The sequence below is a fragment of the Streptomyces sp. XM83C genome, assembly GCF_023072675.1.
Classification (GTDB): Bacteria; Actinomycetota; Actinomycetes; order Streptomycetales; family Streptomycetaceae; genus Streptomyces; species Streptomyces thermocoprophilus.
This window is the reverse complement of sequence record NZ_JALLGL010000127.1, coordinates 1-17,096: the sequence shown is the minus strand read 5'-3', so window position 1 is coordinate 17,096 and position 17,096 is coordinate 1. Positions and strand designations below refer to the sequence as shown.

Annotated in this window: 15 protein-coding genes and 3 pseudogenes; 9 read left to right on the top strand and 9 right to left on the bottom strand. The window is 72.2% G+C overall.

The annotated features are described in order from the left end of the window. A pseudogene (locus tag MTQ10_RS16195) lies at positions 1-114 on the top strand (IS5/IS1182 family transposase); the annotation flags it as partial. 10 nt (positions 115-124) lie between these two features. Here the strand turns inward: MTQ10_RS16195 and MTQ10_RS16190 are convergent. Next, a pseudogene (locus MTQ10_RS16190) lies at positions 125-448 on the bottom strand (transposase); the annotation flags it as partial. 293 nt (positions 449-741) lie between these two features. On the opposite strand from MTQ10_RS16190, the gene MTQ10_RS16185 reads away from it, so the two are divergent. The 3 genes from MTQ10_RS16185 (at position 742) to MTQ10_RS16175 (ending at position 4,208) form a co-directional block, all read left to right on the top strand. Beyond that, positions 742-1,170, top strand: a complete 429-nt coding sequence (locus tag MTQ10_RS16185) for a hypothetical protein (protein WP_247468422.1) — start codon at positions 742-744, stop codon at positions 1,168-1,170. Positions 1,171-1,245: 75 nt separating this feature from the next. Beyond that, positions 1,246-1,917 (top strand): ABC transporter ATP-binding protein, encoded by a 672-nt coding sequence (locus tag MTQ10_RS16180; protein WP_247468421.1) that lies wholly within the window; start codon positions 1,246-1,248, stop codon positions 1,915-1,917. Continuing rightward, the gene (locus MTQ10_RS16175; RefSeq protein WP_247468418.1) at positions 1,914-4,208 is read left to right on the top strand and encodes an FtsX-like permease family protein; all 2,295 of its coding nucleotides are present in this window, start codon (positions 1,914-1,916) and stop codon (positions 4,206-4,208) included. The genes MTQ10_RS16180 and MTQ10_RS16175 overlap by 4 nt, the downstream gene beginning before the upstream one ends. A gap of 7 nt (positions 4,209-4,215) precedes the next feature. On the opposite strand, the gene MTQ10_RS16170 is transcribed toward MTQ10_RS16175, so the two are convergent. From MTQ10_RS16170 to MTQ10_RS16155, 4 genes are all read right to left on the bottom strand, one after another. Further along, complete coding sequence (locus tag MTQ10_RS16170; protein ID WP_374117617.1) at positions 4,216-4,725, bottom strand: excalibur calcium-binding domain-containing protein; 510 nt, start codon at positions 4,723-4,725, stop codon at positions 4,216-4,218. A 270-nt stretch (positions 4,726-4,995) separates the two neighbouring features. After that, the gene (gene nirD, locus MTQ10_RS16165) at positions 4,996-5,346 is read right to left on the bottom strand and encodes a nitrite reductase small subunit NirD (RefSeq protein ID WP_247468416.1); all 351 of its coding nucleotides are present in this window, start codon (positions 5,344-5,346) and stop codon (positions 4,996-4,998) included. After that, a complete protein-coding gene (gene nirB / locus MTQ10_RS16160) occupies positions 5,343-7,949 on the bottom strand; it encodes a nitrite reductase large subunit NirB (protein ID WP_247468413.1) in 2,607 nt (868 codons plus the stop codon). Before nirB ends, nirD begins: the two co-directional genes overlap by 4 nt. Beyond that, positions 7,950-9,200, bottom strand: a complete 1,251-nt coding sequence (locus tag MTQ10_RS16155) for an NAD(P)/FAD-dependent oxidoreductase (protein ID WP_247468428.1) — start codon at positions 9,198-9,200, stop codon at positions 7,950-7,952. Between the two features lie 285 nt (positions 9,201-9,485). Between MTQ10_RS16155 and MTQ10_RS16150 the strand changes: the two genes are divergently transcribed. Genes MTQ10_RS16150 through MTQ10_RS16135 form a run of 4 tightly spaced genes read left to right on the top strand, consistent with a single transcriptional unit; the run spans position 9,486 to position 12,315 of the window. Next, positions 9,486-10,100 carry a hypothetical protein gene (locus MTQ10_RS16150; RefSeq protein ID WP_247468433.1) on the top strand — a complete coding sequence of 205 codons (615 nt, stop codon included), beginning with the start codon at positions 9,486-9,488 and terminating at the stop codon, positions 10,098-10,100. Between the two features lie 10 nt (positions 10,101-10,110). Next, a complete protein-coding gene (locus MTQ10_RS16145; RefSeq protein ID WP_247468410.1) occupies positions 10,111-11,433 on the top strand; it encodes a sensor histidine kinase in 1,323 nt (440 codons plus the stop codon). Between the two features lie 15 nt (positions 11,434-11,448). After that, positions 11,449-12,093 carry a response regulator transcription factor gene (locus MTQ10_RS16140; protein ID WP_247468407.1) on the top strand — a complete coding sequence of 215 codons (645 nt, stop codon included), beginning with the start codon at positions 11,449-11,451 and terminating at the stop codon, positions 12,091-12,093. A 21-nt stretch (positions 12,094-12,114) separates the two neighbouring features. Next, positions 12,115-12,315, top strand: coding sequence for a hypothetical protein (locus MTQ10_RS16135; RefSeq protein WP_247468404.1), 201 nt, complete (start codon positions 12,115-12,117; stop codon positions 12,313-12,315). 290 nt (positions 12,316-12,605) lie between these two features. On the opposite strand, the gene MTQ10_RS16130 is transcribed toward MTQ10_RS16135, so the two are convergent. The 3 genes and pseudogenes from MTQ10_RS16130 to MTQ10_RS16120 all read right to left on the bottom strand — a co-directional run. Next, on the bottom strand, positions 12,606-13,235 hold the full coding sequence (locus tag MTQ10_RS16130; RefSeq protein WP_247468401.1) for a class F sortase: 630 nt from the start codon (positions 13,233-13,235) through the stop codon (positions 12,606-12,608). Between the two features lie 116 nt (positions 13,236-13,351). After that, a complete protein-coding gene (locus MTQ10_RS16125) occupies positions 13,352-13,876 on the bottom strand; it encodes a hypothetical protein (protein ID WP_247468398.1) in 525 nt (174 codons plus the stop codon). 478 nt (positions 13,877-14,354) lie between these two features. Then, positions 14,355-15,908, bottom strand: a pseudogene (locus MTQ10_RS16120) (M4 family metallopeptidase); the annotation flags it as partial. Positions 15,909-16,001: 93 nt separating this feature from the next. Between MTQ10_RS16120 and MTQ10_RS16115 the strand changes: the two are divergent. Beyond that, positions 16,002-16,415: a gamma-glutamylcyclotransferase family protein gene (locus MTQ10_RS16115; RefSeq protein WP_247468395.1), complete on the top strand. Its 414-nt coding sequence runs from the start codon at positions 16,002-16,004 to the stop codon at positions 16,413-16,415. A gap of 36 nt (positions 16,416-16,451) precedes the next feature. On the opposite strand, the gene MTQ10_RS16110 is transcribed toward MTQ10_RS16115, so the two are convergent. Continuing rightward, positions 16,452-17,096, bottom strand: a 645-nt coding sequence (locus MTQ10_RS16110) for a molybdopterin oxidoreductase family protein (RefSeq protein WP_247468392.1), incomplete at its 5' end; no start/stop codon positions are given.

Sequence of the window (17,096 nt, the reverse complement as noted above, 5' to 3'; positions counted from 1 at the left end):
GGCTACCACCGACTCAGCCCTCGCTACGAACGCAACCCCCGCAACTACCTGGCCTTTCTCGGACTCGCCGCAGCCCTGTGCTGCTACAAGCGCCTCATCCGCCTCACCACATAGGACACGGTCTTAGCGCCCCGACGTGGGAGGAGTCGACCACGCAGCGGGACCAGTCGAGCTTCGCCGCCGCGTTCAGCTCGGCGAGCAGTACCTTGTGCAGCCGCGGCCACGCGCCGGCCTGGTTCCAGTCCCGCAGCCGTCGCCAGCACGTCATGCCCGAGCCGAAACCGAGTTGCTTCGGCAGGTATTCCCACTGGATCCCGGTGTGCAGTACGTGGAGGATCCCGCACAACACATCCCGGTCTGGCGGCGGCCTGCGACCCGGGTACCTGAAGCGCCGCGCACGCTGCGGCAGCAACGGCTCCAGGTGGTCCCACAGCTCATCCGACACCATCCACGGCGAACTCTCCACGCCCGACTGAACGCTCAACTCACGTGTCAGCAAGGGCCGTCAGGGGCGCTCCATCTCATTGTGTCAACCGCTGTGAGGTGGCGGGCGCGACCGGGGGCGTCGGCGAGTCCACCACCTGGTTACCGGGCGGTTGCCCTGTTCGGTGACGTTTCTGCAGCGGGTGGGCGTCACCTGATGGGATGGCGGGGGAGGACAGATCGTTTCGCCTCGTATTCGTGCCGCTACATTGCGTGCTCGTTGGTGACCGGTCGGGTCGCCGTGATGAGGGGACACCTATGAAAAGGGCGCTCGTGGGAGTGGTGACGGCAGGGCTGCTGCTGTCGGCGTCGGGGACCGCGCTGGCCGCGTGGGGGACGAGGATCGAGCCGCTTGAGTCCAAAGGAGTGGCGTTCACGTGGGGCGAGTACAGGTTTAATCCGCCCCAGGTGAATCACGGCTCGTTCGAATGGCAAGGGCGCCTGACGGACACGGATCCGAACGACCGCCACAACGTGTACATGATGGTACGCATCGAAGCCCACGACTGGGTCCGCTACTACGGAAAGCAGAAGCAGAAGGTGTGGATGCACCATTCGAATTGGGATGGTGCGCAGCTGTACACCCACATCGTCAAGATCAAGGCGTGCAGGGACCGGGGGTCGCTCCGGCCGGACAACTGCTCGCAAGAGCTGACCTATACCAACCCGCGTCATCCCGACGCGTAAGTCCACCGCTGCTTCCAGGCCCGGGCGCGTGCCTGGGCCCGCACCTTCCAGGGAAACGAAATCGATACGTCAGAAGTGCTGTCTGCTGAAGGTGTCGAGCTTTTCTACGGTGAGACACAGGCCATCAGACATGCGGAAATGCTGCTGCGGCGCGGAGAGATCGCAGCGATCACCGGACAGAGCGGTTCGGGGAAGTCCTCGTTGCTCTACTGCCTCGCGGGAGTGGTGCCCGTGGCCGACGGTGAGGTCCGGTTCCAGGGGCGCGTCCTCGGACGCATGGACGATCAGGACCTCTGCGCACTCCGACGGGAGCACTTCGGATTCGTTTTCCAATATGGCGAACTGCTGCCGGAGCTGACCGTCGACGAGAACGCGGCCCTGCCGCTCCGTCTGCTCGGACACCGCAAGGGACCCGCCCTTGCCGAGGCCCGGGAGGTGCTCGGTCGGCTCGGGCTCGGCAAGTTCGGCCGCCGAAGGCCGTCACAGCTCTCCGGCGGCCAGTGTCAACGAGTGGCCGTGGCACGTGCTTTGGTCCACAAGCCGACCGTGGTGTTTGCCGACGAACCCACTGGCTCCCTCGACAGTGGCAATGCGTCGGCCGTGCTGCATGAATTCCTGACGCTCGCACGGTCCATGGGTACAGCCGTGGTGCTCGTCACGCACGACCGGCACGTCGCCTCCCGAGCGGACAGTCTCTACGAGATGTGTGACGGAGTGCTCGTCCCTCGGGCGCGGGAGGCGGTGTGAGGGAATTCCTGCTGGGATTGCGCCTCCTGACGGGGAGCGGCAGAGGCAACCGCACCCGGTTCCTGCTCATGGTGGTGGGCAGTGCGATCGGAGTCTGCTGCCTGGCCGTCGTCCTGTCGATCCCGGGGCTGATCGCCGCCCAGGACGCCCGCAAGACGTCGCGTGAGCCGGACTGCTCGAACGGTCTCGGCACCTGCCACGCCAGGCACGGGCTGGGGCTCGCGTTGACCAGAGTCGATCCATACGGCGATGAAGCCCTCACTCGGATCTTCGTGGCCCAGGACGACAAAGCGATCGCACCTCCGCCCGGACTGCGGGCTCTGCCCGCTCCGGGACAGGTGTATGTCTCACCCCGCCTCCACGAGGCGCTCCGCGCGGATCCCGGACTGGCCAAGATGCTCCCCGGACGGGAGGCCGGCATCATCTCGGCTTCCGGGCTGGCGCACCCCGACGAGCTCTACGCCTATGTCGGCGTGCGTATGGACGAGGTCGAGCGCGGAGGCCGACTTTCGTCATTCGGCAGGGAGCGCACGGCCTTCCCCACTGTCGATTCGTCCACGCTGGACATCCTCCGCTTCACGCTTGCGGGTGTTGTCCTTCTGCCTCTGGCGGTCTATCTGTCTGTGTGTGCCAGGCTCTCCGCAGCAGCTCGCGCCAGGCGATTGGCCGCGTTGCGTCTGCTGGGTCTGAGCAGGATGGGCCTGCAGCGGGTCAATGCTGCCGAGACCGTCGTGGCCGCTTTGCTCGGGGCGGTGCTGGGACTCGGGACGTACTGGGTCGTGAACCAGATCGCGTCCCGCATCGGGCTGCCGGGCTTCGACTGGTATCCCTCCGATGCCTCGCTGCCGGTCTCCGCGCTTCTTGTCTGCCTAATCGGTTGCCCCGCGCTGGCCTGGTTCGTGAGTCGCTTCGGAGCCAAGAGAGCCGCGAATGACCCGCTGGGCGTACGCCGCTTCGCAGAACCGAAGCCGCCCTCCCTGTGGGGTCTGGTCCTCCTTGTGCCCGGTCTGGGGATCATCGCCGGGTACTGCGCGGTCGGGATCGCGGGCCACCCACCGACGGACACCAAGCTTTCCAGCATCCTCGTGCCGCTGGCCGTCGTACTGGTCGGCGCCGGGCTGGTGCTGACGCTGCCGGCACTGTCGAGGCTCCTGGCCCGGAAAGTCGCTGCGCGCACCGGATCGCTCAGCCTGGGTCTCGCCATGCGGCGCAATGAGGTGGAGCCGAGCGGGCCCCTCCGCGTCGCCACCGGTCTTGTCGTGCTCATCTTCGCCGCGTCCTTGACACAGGGCGTGCTCGTCGAACTGGACCAGGTCTCCAAGAACACCGCGCCCGTTCAGGCCTACCGCGTGAACCTGCGGGACCTCACCGAGGGAGAGCGGCGGGCGATCGGTGAGGTGCCAGGAACTCGCGGGCACGTCCTGGAGACGGCGTCATGGTCGGACGACGACGGGGCGGAATTCGAGCTGGGGGTCGAGGGGGTGATCGCTTCCTGCGCACAGTTGCGCGCCATGGCGGCGGCCTTGGAGGGGTGTGAGGAAGGGCAGCCAGCTTTGCTGAGTGTGCCGCACGGCGTGAACGAGGCGCCCGCCCCTCCCGGAACACCCTTTCAGTTCCGCTTCGTCGACGATCAGGGCCACCACAGGGTGGTGTCGGTACGCCTGCCCGAGCGCGTCGTGCACTATCAGGACGACGCCGTCTTCCCGGCTCTCTCGGGCGGCACGCTGATCATCCCGCCCTCCCTCGTTCCCACGGGATTCCGCCCTGACGAGGGTGAGTTGCTGCTCGTCAGCGACTCCGAGCCGCACGTGGTGCGTTCCGTCCTCCAGAACATCGCGGCGGTGGACCCGATGCTCGAAGTCGAGACGGAGGGCGTCGACATCACAGCCCTGCGACAGCTCGCTGTCATCAAGACCCTCCTGGCCGTAGGCATGGTCCTGGGCCTGGTCATCGGTGTCGCCGCCTATCTGGTTGCCGCCGCTGATCGGGCTGTGGAGCGGAGGGCGCAGGTGACGGCGTTGTCGTTGCTCGGCGCGCGGCGGCGGACGTTGCGGGCCGTGCAGGTCGCGCAGGTCGTCGTGCCGCTCGGGGTGGGGCTGGGGCTGGCTGTCGTGGCCGGGAAGGCGGCCGAGTCCAGTTACCTCGTCACCGGCGGCGGTGCCGTGTTCTGGGACGGTGACGGCGTGCCGCTGCTGCTGGCCGCCGCCGTGGGCGCCGTGGTCGTGGCGGCCCTCGGTGCGCTGCCGCTGGTGGGCCGGCGGATCGACCCCGAGTTGATCCGCCGGGACTGACGGGACGTCACTCGCAGGCCACTCCGTCGCCGTCCCGGTCGAGTTTGCGGCTGTAGCCGGGGTCGCCCGCGTAGAGCGGGGTGTCGCCGGCGGCGCGGGCCTCGGAGCAGTTGGCGTAGTGGACGGAACCGCCGCCGCCCGAGGACGAGCCGCCGCCCGAGGACGAGCTGCCGCCGCCCGAGGTGCCCGAGCCGGTGGCCGCGCGGGCTGTGACCGTCGTCGTGACCTCCACCGTCTCCGTCGCCGTGACGGTCGTCGTCGGCACCGGCTGCGGTGCGGCCGACTCCGTCACGGTCGCCGTCACCGTGACCGTGGGAGCGGGTGCGGCGGCCACCCGCTTGGCGTCGTCGGTCGTCTTGCTGTCACCGTCGCCGTCCCCGGAGCCGCCGATGGCCATGCCCAGGAAGAGCGCCATGAACAGCGCGGGCAGGACGAACCGTTTCCGTGCCCAGCGGGGGGCCGGGCGGCCGGACGGGGCGTTGGGTGCGTGGTACGGCTGCATGTACGGGTTGGTCAACTTCTGCCCCCCTTACGTGTGGTGCTGTGGAGGCTGAAGGTAGTCCTCCCGGAGCGCCGCGGGGGACTTGTGATGGTTTTGTGACGGAGGCGGCGCCCTGTCGGCGATCGCGGGTCCACGGACGGCCGTGCTCTGCCCGTGGGCGTCGAGGCCGTACACCGTGATCGTGCCGTTCGTGCGGGGCGACGAGCGGCCGGTCACGCCGAGGGGCCCGGCCGGCGTCACCCCGACCGGGCCCCTCGCCCCTGTTCCGCGACCGGTACGGGCCGCTCAGGCGGTGCGTACGTCGTACGCCGCCACCCGTACCGTCTCGTCGTCCAGGCACTGCCCGGTCACCAGGTCGAACCGCTGCTTCAGCAGCGGGCTGGCGACATAGGGGCGGCCCTGGTGGGTGCCGGTCAGGCCGCGGGAGAGGACCGCCGCGCCGGTGAACGGGTCACGGTTGTCGATGGCGTACAGCTCGCCCGCCCGGTCGCGGAACAGGGCGACCTGCCGGCCGTACGGCAGCAGGGCGGCCACACCCCGCCCGGGCAGGAGCCGGCTCAGGTCGCAGACCGTGAACCACGCGTCGTCCAGGCGCAGCTGGATCTTCAGGCCGGTCGTCTCGAGTGCCAGGGTCATCGCTGGGCGCTTCCTTCCAGGACATCTTCGGCAGGCCGCAGGCCGATGGACAGCAGCGGCAGGTCGGGCTTGATCTGGTCGCGCTCGGGGACGAAGCCCACGACCGGGTCGGGGGTGTCGGGGGCGTTGACGAAGGACACGAAGCGGGCGAGCTTCTCCGGGTCGTTGATGGTCTCCGCCCACTCGTCGCGGTAGTTCGCGACGTGCGCCCGCATGAGCCGCTCCAGCTCGTCGCAGATGCCGAGCGAGTCGTGCACCACCACGTCCCGCACGTGGTCCAGGCCGCCCGGGATCCGCTCCAGCCACGTCGAGGTGCGCTCCAGACGGTCGGCGGTGCGGATGTAGAACATCAGGAACCGGTCGATCAGGCGGACCAGTTCGGCGTCCGACAGGTCCTGCGCGAGAAGGTCGGCGTGGCGCGGGGTGGCGCCGCCGTTGCCGCCGACGTACAGGTTCCAGCCGTTGGCGGTGGCGATGATGCCGAAGTCCTTCGACGCGGCCTCCGCGCACTCGCGCTGGCAGCCGGAGACCGCCGACTTCAGCTTGTGCGGGGAGCGCAGGCCCCGATAGCGCAACTCCAGGTCGATCGCCATGCGGACGGAGTCCTGCACGCCGTACCGGCACCACGTGGACCCGACGCAGGACTTCACCGTGCGCAGCGCCTTGCCGTACGCGTGGCCCGACTCGAAGCCGGCGTCCACCAGCCGCGCCCAGATCAGCGGCAGCTGCTCGACGCGGGCGCCGAACATGTCGATCCGCTGACCGCCGGTGATCTTCGTGTAGAGCCCGAAGTCGCGGGCGATCTCACCGATCACGATGAGCTTCTCCGGGGTGATCTCACCGCCGGGGATGCGCGGCACGACCGAGTACGAGCCGTTCTTCTGCAGGTTGGCGAGGAAGTGGTCGTTGGTCTCCTGCAAGGCGGCCTGCTCGCCGTCGAGGACATAGCCGCTCGCGCCGATCGTCGGGGCGAGGGACGCGATGATCGAGGCGACGGCCGGCTTGCAGATGTCGCAGCCGTCGGTGCCGCGGGCCGTCTCCCGGCCGAACCGGTCCAGCAGATCCTGGTACGTGGTGATGCGCAGCGTCAGGACGATCTCGTACAGCTCCTCACGGGTCTGCGAGAAGCACGCGCACAGGCCCTTGTCGACCTCGATGCCGGACGCTTCCAGTTCGGCGGTGACGAGCTGGCCCAGCACCTTCACACAGCTGCCGCAGCCCGTGCCCGCCTTGGTGCACTTCTTCACCTCGGGCACCGTGGTGCACCGGTGGTCGGTGACCGCGCCGCGGATGGTGCCCTTGCTGACATTGTGGCAGGAGCAGATGATCGCGTCGTCCGGCAGCGCCGACGGGCCGAGCTGGGCGGGAGCGCCCGCACCGGCCGGCAGCACCAGCGACTCCGGTGACACCGGCGGCACCGAACCGGTCAGTGCGCGCAGCGTGCCGTACGCGTCCGCGTCACCGACGAGGATGCCGCCGAGCAGCGTGCCGTCCTTGCCGATCACCAGCTTCTTGTACAGGCCGGCCCGCGAGTCGGAGTAGACGACGTCCAGGCAGTCCTCGGTGGTGCCGTGCGCGTCACCGAAGGACGCCACGTCCACGCCGAGCAGCTTCAGCTTCGTCGACAGGTCCGCTCCGGTGAACGCGGCCTCGTCCTCGGCGATCGTCGCGGCGGCCGTCGCCGCCTGCTCGTAGCCGGGCGCGACCAGGCCGTACACCCGGCCGTCCGAGGCGAGCGCGCACTCGCCGATCGCGAACACCCGCGGGTCGGTCACCGTGCGGCACTGCTCGTCCACGGCGACACCGCCGCGCTCCCCGACCTCGAGCCCGCACTCCCGGGCCAGCTGGTCGCGGGGGCGGACACCGGCGCTGAACACCACCATGCCGGCGGCGAGTTCGCTGCCGTCGGACAGCTTCATGCCGGTGACGGCACCGTCCTCGCCGACCACGATCTCCTGCGTGCCCACACCGGTGTGCACGGTCAGGCCCATGTTCTCGACGGTGCGCAGCAGCGCCGCGCCGCCGCCCTCGTCGACCTGCACCGGCATCAGCCGCGGCGCGAACTCCACGATGTGCGTCTCCACACCGAGGCCCTTGAGCGCGCCGGCCGCCTCCAGGCCGAGCAGACCACCGCCGACGACCGCGCCGACCCGCGCCTTCTTCGCGTACTCCTCGATCGCGAGGAGGTCCTCGATCGTGCGGTACACGAAGCAGCCCTCGGCGTCCTTGTTCGGCACGGGCGGCACGAACGGGTAGGAGCCGGTCGCGAGGACGAGCGTGTCGTACGAGAAGACCTTCCCGGACCTCGCGGTCACGGTCCGCGCCTCCCGGTCGACGCTCTCCGCCGGGTCGCCGACGTACAGCTCGATGCCGTGGTCCTCGATGAACCGCAGGTCCGTCAGCGACAGATCCTCCGGGGTGCGGCCGGAGAAGTACGAGGTGAGCTGGACGCGGTCGTAGGCGGGGCGCGGCTCCTCGCACAGCACGACCACGCGGTGCGTGGCGGTCAGGCCGCGCTCGGCGAGCGCCTCCAGGAAGCGCTGGCCGACCATGCCGTGGCCGACGAGCACGATCGTGGGGGTGGCCCCCAGGGTGGCGGTCATTCAGGAGCCTCCATCGTTGGTGAGCAGGTGGAGCAGGGGGCCGCCGTCGGAGGGGAGCGGCTCTGCTCCCTCCCAGGCGCGGGCGAGTGCGCCGACGGTGCCGAGTTCGCCGACGAGGACCCCGCCGACCAGACGGTCGTCACGGACGACGACCTTGCGGTAGGTGCCGCGGGTGGAGTCGGCGAGGCGGACGACGTCGTCGCCCGGCCGGGGCACGGTCTCCCCGAACGCGGCGAGGTCCAGACAGTCCTGACCGGCCAGCGTGAGCCGGGTCAACGCGCGCGTGCCGCGGTAGCGGGCCGACGCGTCACCGGCCTGCCCGAGGACGCCGGATCCGCCGGCCTCCGCCGCCAGCAGCTCGGCGAGCACATCGGCCTGCTCCAGCGCGGGCGCCGCCAGGCCGTACACCGTGCCGTCGTGCTGCGCGCAGTCGCCGACGGCCCGGATGTGCGGGTCGGAGGTGCGCAGCTCGTCGTCGACGAGGACGCCCTTGTGCACGGCGAGCCCCGCCTCCTTGGCGAGCCCGGCCCTCGGCCGCACCCCGCACGCGAGGACGACCAGGTCGGCGTCGAGGGCGTACCCGTCGGCCATCTCGACCGAGCGGACCGCGCCGCCGACGCAGCGCACGTCACGTACCCGGCACTCGGTGTGGACCTCGACGCCGAGGCCCGTCAGGTGCTCCCGCACCAGCCGGGAGGCGTCCGGGTCGAGGTGACGTTCCATCAGCCGCTCGGACTGCTGGGCGAGCACGACCTGCGCGCCGCGCCGGGCGAGCGCGCGGGCCGCGGACACCCCGAGCAGCCCGCCGCCGATCACGACCGCTCTCACGCCGGGCCGGACGGCTTTCGACAGGCCCAGGCAGTCGTCCATCGTGCGGAACGCGTGCACGCCCTCCGGCAGCACACGGTCCGGGGTGAACAGACCGCGCAGCGGCGGCAGCACCGGGTTGGAGCCGGTGGCCAGGACCAGCGTGCCGTAGCCGATACGGGTGCCGTCGGCGCAGGTCACGGCCCGCGCCGCGCGGTCGATCCCGGTCACCCGGGCCCGCACCAGGCCGGCCGGCGCGGGCAGGGCGATCACCTCGGGGCTGTAACGGCCGGCCAGCACCTCGGCGAGCAGCACCCGGTTGTACGGCCGGTGCTCCTCCTCGCCGACGCACAGCGCGGGCACGCCCAGCTCACCGAGCCGCCTGGCGAGCCGGACGCCCGCGAGGCCGGCGCCGATCACCACCACACGCGTATTCGAGGTCATGCAAAGGAGCGTGCGGTGCGGGTGTTTCCCGGTCGCATCGCAACTGTTTCCCGTGAGGAACGCTGCCCTCAGCGGGCACGCACGGCGGATGTGAGGGTTCACGGAGGCCGCCGGAGGCCCGCTGTGAGGCGGTACGGCAGCCCACGCGGGACCCGCCGCGCCGGCCGCAGGGGGGGGTGGGGCAGACCGAACCACGGGGTTCCGTGGCCGCACCATCGTGTACGACACGCGGGCCCGGAAGGCTGGTGGAACGACCGGACCACACCTTCTGGAAGGAGGCCGCCCATGGCCGGCATCTCCGCCCGCGTCACCGTGGGGCGCGTCCTGCGGGAGCCGTTCACCGCCGCGACCTGGCGCCGCACCGCGTACGCCGTGCTCGCCCTGCCCGTGGGCCTGGTCCCGCACGGCGGCCGGCAGAGGGCACCCCTGCGCACCCTGCTCGGCGTGCACGTGATGGAGGGCCCACGCCTCGGCCCGCTGCGGTACACCCTGCTCGCCACCCCCCTGAACCTGCTGGTCGCCGCCCTCACCCTGTACGGCTGGTCGCTGGTGCCGATGAACCTGGCCTGGCCGCTGCGCGCGGGCGACGACCCGGCGTCCGCGTGGGGCGGGCCCACCTTCGCCGGGGCCTGGGCCTTCCACGCCCTCCTCGGCGGTATCGGCCCGCTGCTGCTGATGCCGTGGGCGGTACGCGCGGCGACCGCCGCCCAGACCCGCCTGGCGGTACGACTCCTCGGCCCGGCGCACGGCGCCGCGCGGCCGACGGCACGGGACCCCGAGGCCTCGGCGGCGGGCGGTTCGCCGGGCCGGCAGGCCGGGCCTGTGCCGGGCGCCGACCGGGCGGACGGCAGCCCTACGACCGCGTGTCCCCCGCCCGGGCAGTGGGCGGGGCGCGCCTAAGTTGGCCGGCATGCGCCGCCTCGCACGACCGATCGTCCCGCGCCCGGCCGACACCGCCCGGCGCCTGCGGGCGCTCGCCGCAGCGCCCTTCCGTCCCCGCGCCCTGGCCGCCGCCCTGTACGCCGTCCTCGCCCTGCCGCTCGCCCTCGCCGGGTTCCTGCTGACGCTGGCCGGGCTGGCGGCCGGGCTGGTGCTGTCCGTGACGGCGCTCGGCCCGTGGCTGCTGGCGGCGACCGTGCGGGCCACGCTGGCCCTGGGCGCCGTACAGCGTGCCCTGGTACGCCGGCTGCTCGGCCTGGACATCGAGGCGCCGGAGCCGCAGCGGCCCCGCGGCGCCCTCGACTGGCGGCGCGCGGTCCTCACCGGCCGGGCCGGGCGGCGGGCGGCGGGCTGCGCCCTGCTCACCCCGTTCACCGCGGCCCTCGCCTGCGCCGCCGTCCTCGCCTACGTGTACGGCGTCCTGCTCGCCCTGCACCCACTGCTCGCCCCGCTGAACAACGAGACACGGCGCGCCCCCGACGGCACGACCCGGCAGGTGTCCCTGGAGTTCCTCGGCCAGCAGGTCGACACCTGGCCCCGCTGGCTGATCCCGGTCTGCCTCGGCCTGCTGCTGCTCGCCGCGGCACCCCACCTGGTGCGGCACGCGCTCGTCCCGCACCGGGCCGTGCTCGCGTCGCTGCTCGGGCCGAGCGCCGACGAACGCCGTATCCGCGCCCTGGAGGAGACCCGCGCGCACGCCGTCGAGGACGCCGCCGCCACCCTGCGCCGCATCGAACGCGATCTGCACGACGGCACGCAGGCCCGCCTCGTCGGCCTCGCCATGCACCTCACCCTCATCCGCGAACTCGTGGGCGCCGGCGCCGACCGCGACCGCGTGCTCGCCGCCGTCGACGCCGCCCGGGGCAACGCCGGCCAGGCCATCACCGAACTGCGCCGGCTGGTGAAGGGCATCCACCCGCCCGTCCTCGACGAGGGCCTGCCCGCCGCGCTGGCATCCCTCACCGCGGACAGCGCACTGCCCGTCACCCTCACCACCGACCTGTGCGAACGGCCCGCCCCGGCCGTGGAGTCCATCGTCTACTTCTGCACGGCGGAACTCCTCACCAACGCGGCCAAGCACAGCGGCGCCACGTCCGCCGCCGTCCAGGTCACCGCCCGCGACGGCAGGCTGAACCTCCGCGTCAGCGACGACGGCCGCGGCGGCGCGGTGATCGGCGCCGGCTCCGGGCTGACCGGGCTGCTCGCCCGTGTCCGCACCGTCGACGGCACGATGACCTGCGACAGCCCGCCCGGAGGGCCTACCGTGATCACCGTGGAGTTGCCCACTGCCTGACCGGACGGGAGCCGTATGCGGGTCGTCATCGCCGAGGACTCGGCCATCCTGCGCGACGGACTGGCCGAACTGCTCCGCCTGCGCCACGTCGAGGTGGCCGCCGCCGTCGCGGACGCCGGTACGCTGCTCACCGCCGTCGCCGAGCACACACCCGACGTGGCCGTCGTCGACATCCGGCTGCCGCCCACCCACACCGACGAGGGGGTACGGGCCGCCGTACGGCTGCGGCAGGAGCACCCGGCGACGGGGGTGCTGCTGTTCTCCCAGTACGTCGAGACGACCCACGCCTCCCGACTCCTCGGCGACCCGGCCGGGTTCGGCTACCTGCTGAAGGAACGCGTCGTCGACATCGGCGAGTTCGTCGGCGCGCTGGAACGCGTGGCGTCCGGCGGCACCGCCCTGGACCCCGAGGTGGTCTCCCGCCTCTTCGCCGCGAGCCGCCGCCGCAACGCCCTGGACACCCTCACACCCCGCGAACGCGAGGTGCTCGCGCTGATGGCCGAGGGCCGCACCAACCAGGCCATCGCGCAGGCCCTCACCGTCACCGACCGCGCGGTGGAGAAGCACATCGCGAACATCTTCACCAAGCTGGACCTGCCCCCGTCCGACACGGGCCACCGCCGGGTCCTGGCGGTGCTGCGCTATCTGGAGAACACCTGACCGGGGTGACGGCATGCGGGCATGCCCCTGCCGCACCCCGACGGTGACTTCGCGATCACCGCCATGGACTCGGTGCCCGACGACGCCTGGCATCTGGAGCTGGGCCGGACCTCCGGGCACGGGCCGCACCTGATCGCGGTGGTCCCGGACGAGGAGCCGGCACGGAGCCCACCGTGTGCCTCGACCCGCAGGCAGGGCACACGGACATCCCGTACGAGGTGATGCGCTGGTCGATGGACCAGCTGGACGAACAGATCCGCGTCTCACGGGCCTGGATGCGGCCGAGACCGGACCTCGTGGCAGCCGTCCACCGCCTGCGTCAGGAGTACATCAGGAGTACAGGGGAGCCGTCGACGACGACGAGTTCCCGCGCGTGGTGGCGGTGCGCCGCACGGTCCCCGAGGAGGACCTCCCCGCGGTCCTGGAGGCCGCGTCCGGACGGAACCCCGACGGCGCGGCCACGGACCGGCGGCTCAGTGGCGGGAGCCCTTGAGGTGGGCGGGACCGGCGGCTCAGTGGCGGGAGCCCGTGAGGTGGGCGAAGACGACGACGTTCCCCTGGTAGCCCGTCGACCGGGAGTAGCCGCCGCCGCAGGTGATGACACGCAGCTCGGGCCGGCCGGCCGCGCCGTACACCTTCTCGTCGGGGAAGTCCTTCACCCCGTACACCTCGACCGCGTCCACGGTGAACACGGCCGTGCCGCCGTCACGCCGGTCGACCTCGATCACCGCGCCCCGCTTCAGCGCGCCGAGCGAGTAGAAGACGGCCGGGCCCTCGGCGTTGTCGACATGCCCGGCGACGATCGCGGTGCCGCGCTCACCCGGCGTGGTGCCGGCCTCGTACCAGCCGGCGAGGTTCTTCTCCCCGGCGGGCGGCACGTCCAGACTGCCCGCCGGGGTGAGCCCAAGACCGGTCAGCGGGGCGTCCACCCGGATCGACGGGATGCGGATACGGTCCGGCGGCGACGGCGGCAGCGCGGGCGCCGCACGGCCCGCGGAGCCGCCCGCGCGTGCCTCGGCCGGCGACGGCTGCGGCGGGGCGTGCACACCGGCCGCGCCGTGCAGCAGCCAGGCGCCGGCGCACAGGGCGGCGACGGTCACGGCGGCTATCGCGGTGTTGCCGCGGCGCTTCTTCCCGCGCATACGGTCCCCTTCCCGGGCGGTGGAGACCCCGTGCCCCCCTCCGGGCCGCGAGGGGCGTCGGACCCGGAGGGGGAGGGGACTTGCGGTACCGGCGGACGGACAGCGGAGGGTGCCCGTCAGATCCCGTCGCCTCTCGCCCGGCGATGCAGGAGCCAGGTACCGCCCGCGGCGGCGACGGCGAGAGCCGCCACGCCTGCCGCGGTCTGCACGGGGTCGGGGCCCAGTGCGCCGCCGACCCCCGTCTTCACACTTCCCCGCGGCCGTACCTGCGGGGACGTCGCCGGGCTCAGCGACACGACGAGGTCGCCGTGCAGCTCACGGCCGCCGTCGGCGCAGGTCGCGACGATCTCGTACGTGCCCGGCTGGGCGCTGGGCGGCACCCGGAAGCGGCCCGCCGCCTCCGCGCCGTGACCGGTGGCCGCCAGCGTGAACCGGCCCGCCCCCACCGCGCCGGCGTCGCCGGTCGCCGAACCGTCGTCGCCGCAGGCCACCGTGGTCACCCTGACGTCCGTGCCGGGGACCGCCGTGGCGGGGGACAGCACCAGCTCGGGGGTGTCCGCGGCGTACGCGGGCGCGATGACGCCCGCGGCGGCGGTGACGGTGAGCGCGGTGCCGGTCAGCAGACGGGCGGTACGGCGCATGGTGCTGCTCCCCTCGGTGGTGCCGCTGTCCTTACCGAGGTAAGTGGCACCGGGGCGGTGTCGCTTGCTGAGGGGGCGTCAGAAAGGCGGCGAACGGGCGACGCGGGTGCCGTTTCAGCAGGTCAAGGGCGCCGCCCTCGCCACCACCCGGAAAGCCGAACCCCGGGTTCGAACGAGTGACGCGCGCCGCGCCGCGACCGGGGTGGGCCTGCGACCCGGCGCAGCAGGGGCAGCCGCTCTCGGCTTCGCTCGAGCAGGGGGGACTCCCGTCGCGCCCCCGCGGCACGACTGTCCGCAGCTACGTCGGACTCGCCGCCGGAGTCACCCACCGAGGGGCGCGGGGAACTGCGCGACCAGCCGCCACCGGCCCGCAGGTGACCTCGAAGGGGCGCGGGGAACTGCGCGAAGGCTCCCCACCGGCTTGGCGGTGGAAAGGGGGCGCGGGGGAAGCGCACCCCCGCACCCCCGGGCGCGGCGCTCAGTTCACGTTCACGGCACTCCACGCCGCCGCCACCGCGGCGTACTCCGCGCTGCCGGCCCCGTACAGATCCTTCGCCGCGTTCAGCGTCGCCGTCCGCGCGCCCGAGTACTTCGTCGACGAGGTCATGTACACGGTCAGCGCCCGGTACCAGATCTTCCCGACCTTGTCCCGCCCGATCCCGGTCACGCTCGCCCCGTTGTAGGTCGGGGAGTCGTACGAGACACCGTTGATCGTCTTCGGCCCGCTGCCCTCCGCGAGCAGGTAGGCGAAGTGGTTGGCGACACCGGACGAGTAGTGGACGTCGAGGTTGCCGACGGAGCTGCTCCAGTAGTCGGCGGACCGCCCGTCCTTCGACGGCTTGTCCATGAACCGCAGCGCGGCCTGCCCGAACCCGGGCTTCACGATCTCCTCGCCGATCAGATAGTCCCCGGCGTCGGAGGCGTTCCCGGCGTACCACTCGACCATGGTGCCGAGGATGTCCGAGGTGGCCTCGTTGAGCCCGCCGGACTCCCCGGAGTAGGTCAGCGCGGCGGTCTTGGAGGTGACGCCGTGGGACATCTCGTGCCCGGCGACGTCGAGGGCGACGAGCGGCCCGAAGGTGGTGCCGTCACCGTCGCCGTACGTCATGCAGAAGCAACTGTCGTCCCAGAAGGCGTTGTTGTAGTTGTTGCCGTAGTGGACGCGGTTGTACGAGCCCTTGCCGTCGCCGGCGATGCCGTTCCGGCCGTGAACGTTCTTGTAGTAGTCCCACGTGACGTTCGTGCCGTACTGGGCGTCGACCGCGGCGGTGGCCCGGTCGGACGTCGTGCCGGTGCCCCAGTGGTTGTCGGTGTCGGTGAAGACGGTGGAAGGTGCGCGGCTGAAGCAGATGCCGAAGAAGCACAGGTCGGTCTTGTTGGCGGCGTCGCCGGTGTAGGTGTTGCCGCGGGTGGGGTCCTTCAGCTGGTAGGTCGAGCCGGACTGGGTCGTCTCCAGCGGGACGGTGCCGCTGTACAGGGACGTACCGTCGCCGGTGACGGACTCCAGGCTGTCCCAGGCGTCGATCTGCGCGCCGGACGAGGCGTCGGTGATGACGGTGCGGGCGACGGGGTTGCCCTGCGCGTCGAGGGCGACGGCGTGGGTCCGCCAGGCCAGCCTGGGCGTGCCGTGCAGCGCGTCGACGACCAGTTCCGGCTTGGCGGTGAGCCGGCGCAGCGTCTCGCCGAGGTTGACGGAGCGCAGCGCGTTCACGGCGAGGTCGGCGGCCTTGGGGGCGGGCACGGCCGGGGTGGTGGTCGCGGGGGTGACGGCACGCTCGGTGGCGCGGGAGGCGCCGCGGTAGCTGCCGTCGGGCGCGAGGTGGACGACGAAGTCGCCGCCGAGGACGGGCAGCGAGCGGTAGGTGCGGTCGTAGCGGACGTGCTGGGTGCCGTCGGGGTCGACGATGACGTCCCGGACCTCGGTCTGCTGACCGGCCGTCAGACCGAAGGTGCCGGCGCGTTCCGCGAGGACGGACGCGGCGTTGTCGATGGCGTCGGCGCGGCTGGGTCTGGGGGCGGCACCGGCGGTGGGGGCGGCGCTGATGGCGACTCAGATTCAAGACCCGCGAACCTGTCATGTCCATAGCACGAACGGGAGGGTGTGTGAGAAGGCAGAATCGTTTCCGTGAGGCTTCCGTTCTTCGTCTACGGCACCCTGCGCCCAGGTCAGCGCAACCACGACGCGTTCCTGCGCGGGCGCATCCGCACCGAGCGCCCCGCACGCCTCATGGACGCGGTGCTGTACGACGGACCCGGCTACCCGTACGCCGTCGAGGAACCCGGCGGCACGGTCCACGGCGACCTGGTCACCGCACACCCGGACGTCCACGGCGAACTCCTCGCCGAACTGGACCGGCTGGAGGAGTGCACACCGGGCGGCGACCCGCGCGACCTGTACGCGCGCGTGCGCCGCGAGGTCGTCCTCGACGACGGGCAACGCACCCCGGCCTGGGTGTACCTGGCGGCGCCCGCGGTGGAGGCCCGCCTGCGCGCACACGGCCGCCGCATCGAGAGCGGCGACTGGACCGACCGCGCCTGAGGCGCCGCGAACCCGGGGCCGCCCGGCCGACAAGGCCTACGCCCCGTCCGCCCCCTCGGCCGCCTTCACGGCCTCCACCCGCACCGCGCACACCTTGAACTCCGGCATCCGCGACGTCGGGTCCAACGCAGGGTTGGTGAGGGAGTTGGCGCGGCCCTCGCCCGGCCAGTGGAACGGCATGAACACGGTGTCGGGCCGGATCGCCGTGGTGATACGCGCCGGCGCCACCGCACGGCCCCGCCGGGACTCCACCGCGAGCAGATCCCCCTCCGCCGCGCCCAGTCGGGACGCGAGCCGGGGATGCAGCTCGACGAACGGCCCCGGCGCAGCCTCGTTCAGCTCGGCCACACGACGGGTCTGGGCACCCGACTGGTACTGCGACACCACCCGGCCCGTCGTCAGCAGCACCGGATACTCGCCGTCCGGCTCCTCGGCGGAGGGCCGATGGGCGACGGGCACGAACCGCGCCCGCCCGTCAGGGGTGGCGAACCGGTCGAGGAAGAGACGGGGCGTGCCCGGATGCGGAACAGGGCTCTCAGGCACGGCCTCGGCCGCTACGGCGTCCCGAGCCGGATCGTCCTCGGCCGGTACGCCGTCCAGCCCGGCGTCCTCACCGTCGTACTCCTGCCCGGAACCAGGCCCGGCCACGAGCCCCGCACCGGCCCCGGACCCCGCCCCGGC

Bases quoted from the DNA above. Each gene is read 5' to 3' on its own strand.
- MTQ10_RS16185 (WP_247468422.1), top strand. From the start codon at position 742: ATGAAAAGGGCGCTCGTGGGAGTGGTGACGGCAGGGCTGCTGCTGTCG.
- nirD (WP_247468416.1), bottom strand. From the start codon at position 5,346: ATGACCCTGGCACTCGAGACGACCGGCCTGAAGATCCAGCTGCGCCTG.
- nirB (WP_247468413.1), bottom strand. From the start codon at position 7,949: ATGACCGCCACCCTGGGGGCCACCCCCACGATCGTGCTCGTCGGCCAC.
- MTQ10_RS16155 (WP_247468428.1), bottom strand. From the start codon at position 9,200: ATGACCTCGAATACGCGTGTGGTGGTGATCGGCGCCGGCCTCGCGGGC.
- MTQ10_RS16150 (WP_247468433.1), top strand. From the start codon at position 9,486: ATGGCCGGCATCTCCGCCCGCGTCACCGTGGGGCGCGTCCTGCGGGAG.
- MTQ10_RS16145 (WP_247468410.1), top strand. From the start codon at position 10,111: ATGCGCCGCCTCGCACGACCGATCGTCCCGCGCCCGGCCGACACCGCC.
- MTQ10_RS16140 (WP_247468407.1), top strand. From the start codon at position 11,449: ATGCGGGTCGTCATCGCCGAGGACTCGGCCATCCTGCGCGACGGACTG.
- MTQ10_RS16135 (WP_247468404.1), top strand. From the start codon at position 12,115: ATGCCCCTGCCGCACCCCGACGGTGACTTCGCGATCACCGCCATGGAC.
- MTQ10_RS16130 (WP_247468401.1), bottom strand. From the start codon at position 13,235: ATGCGCGGGAAGAAGCGCCGCGGCAACACCGCGATAGCCGCCGTGACC.
- MTQ10_RS16125 (WP_247468398.1), bottom strand. From the start codon at position 13,876: ATGCGCCGTACCGCCCGTCTGCTGACCGGCACCGCGCTCACCGTCACC.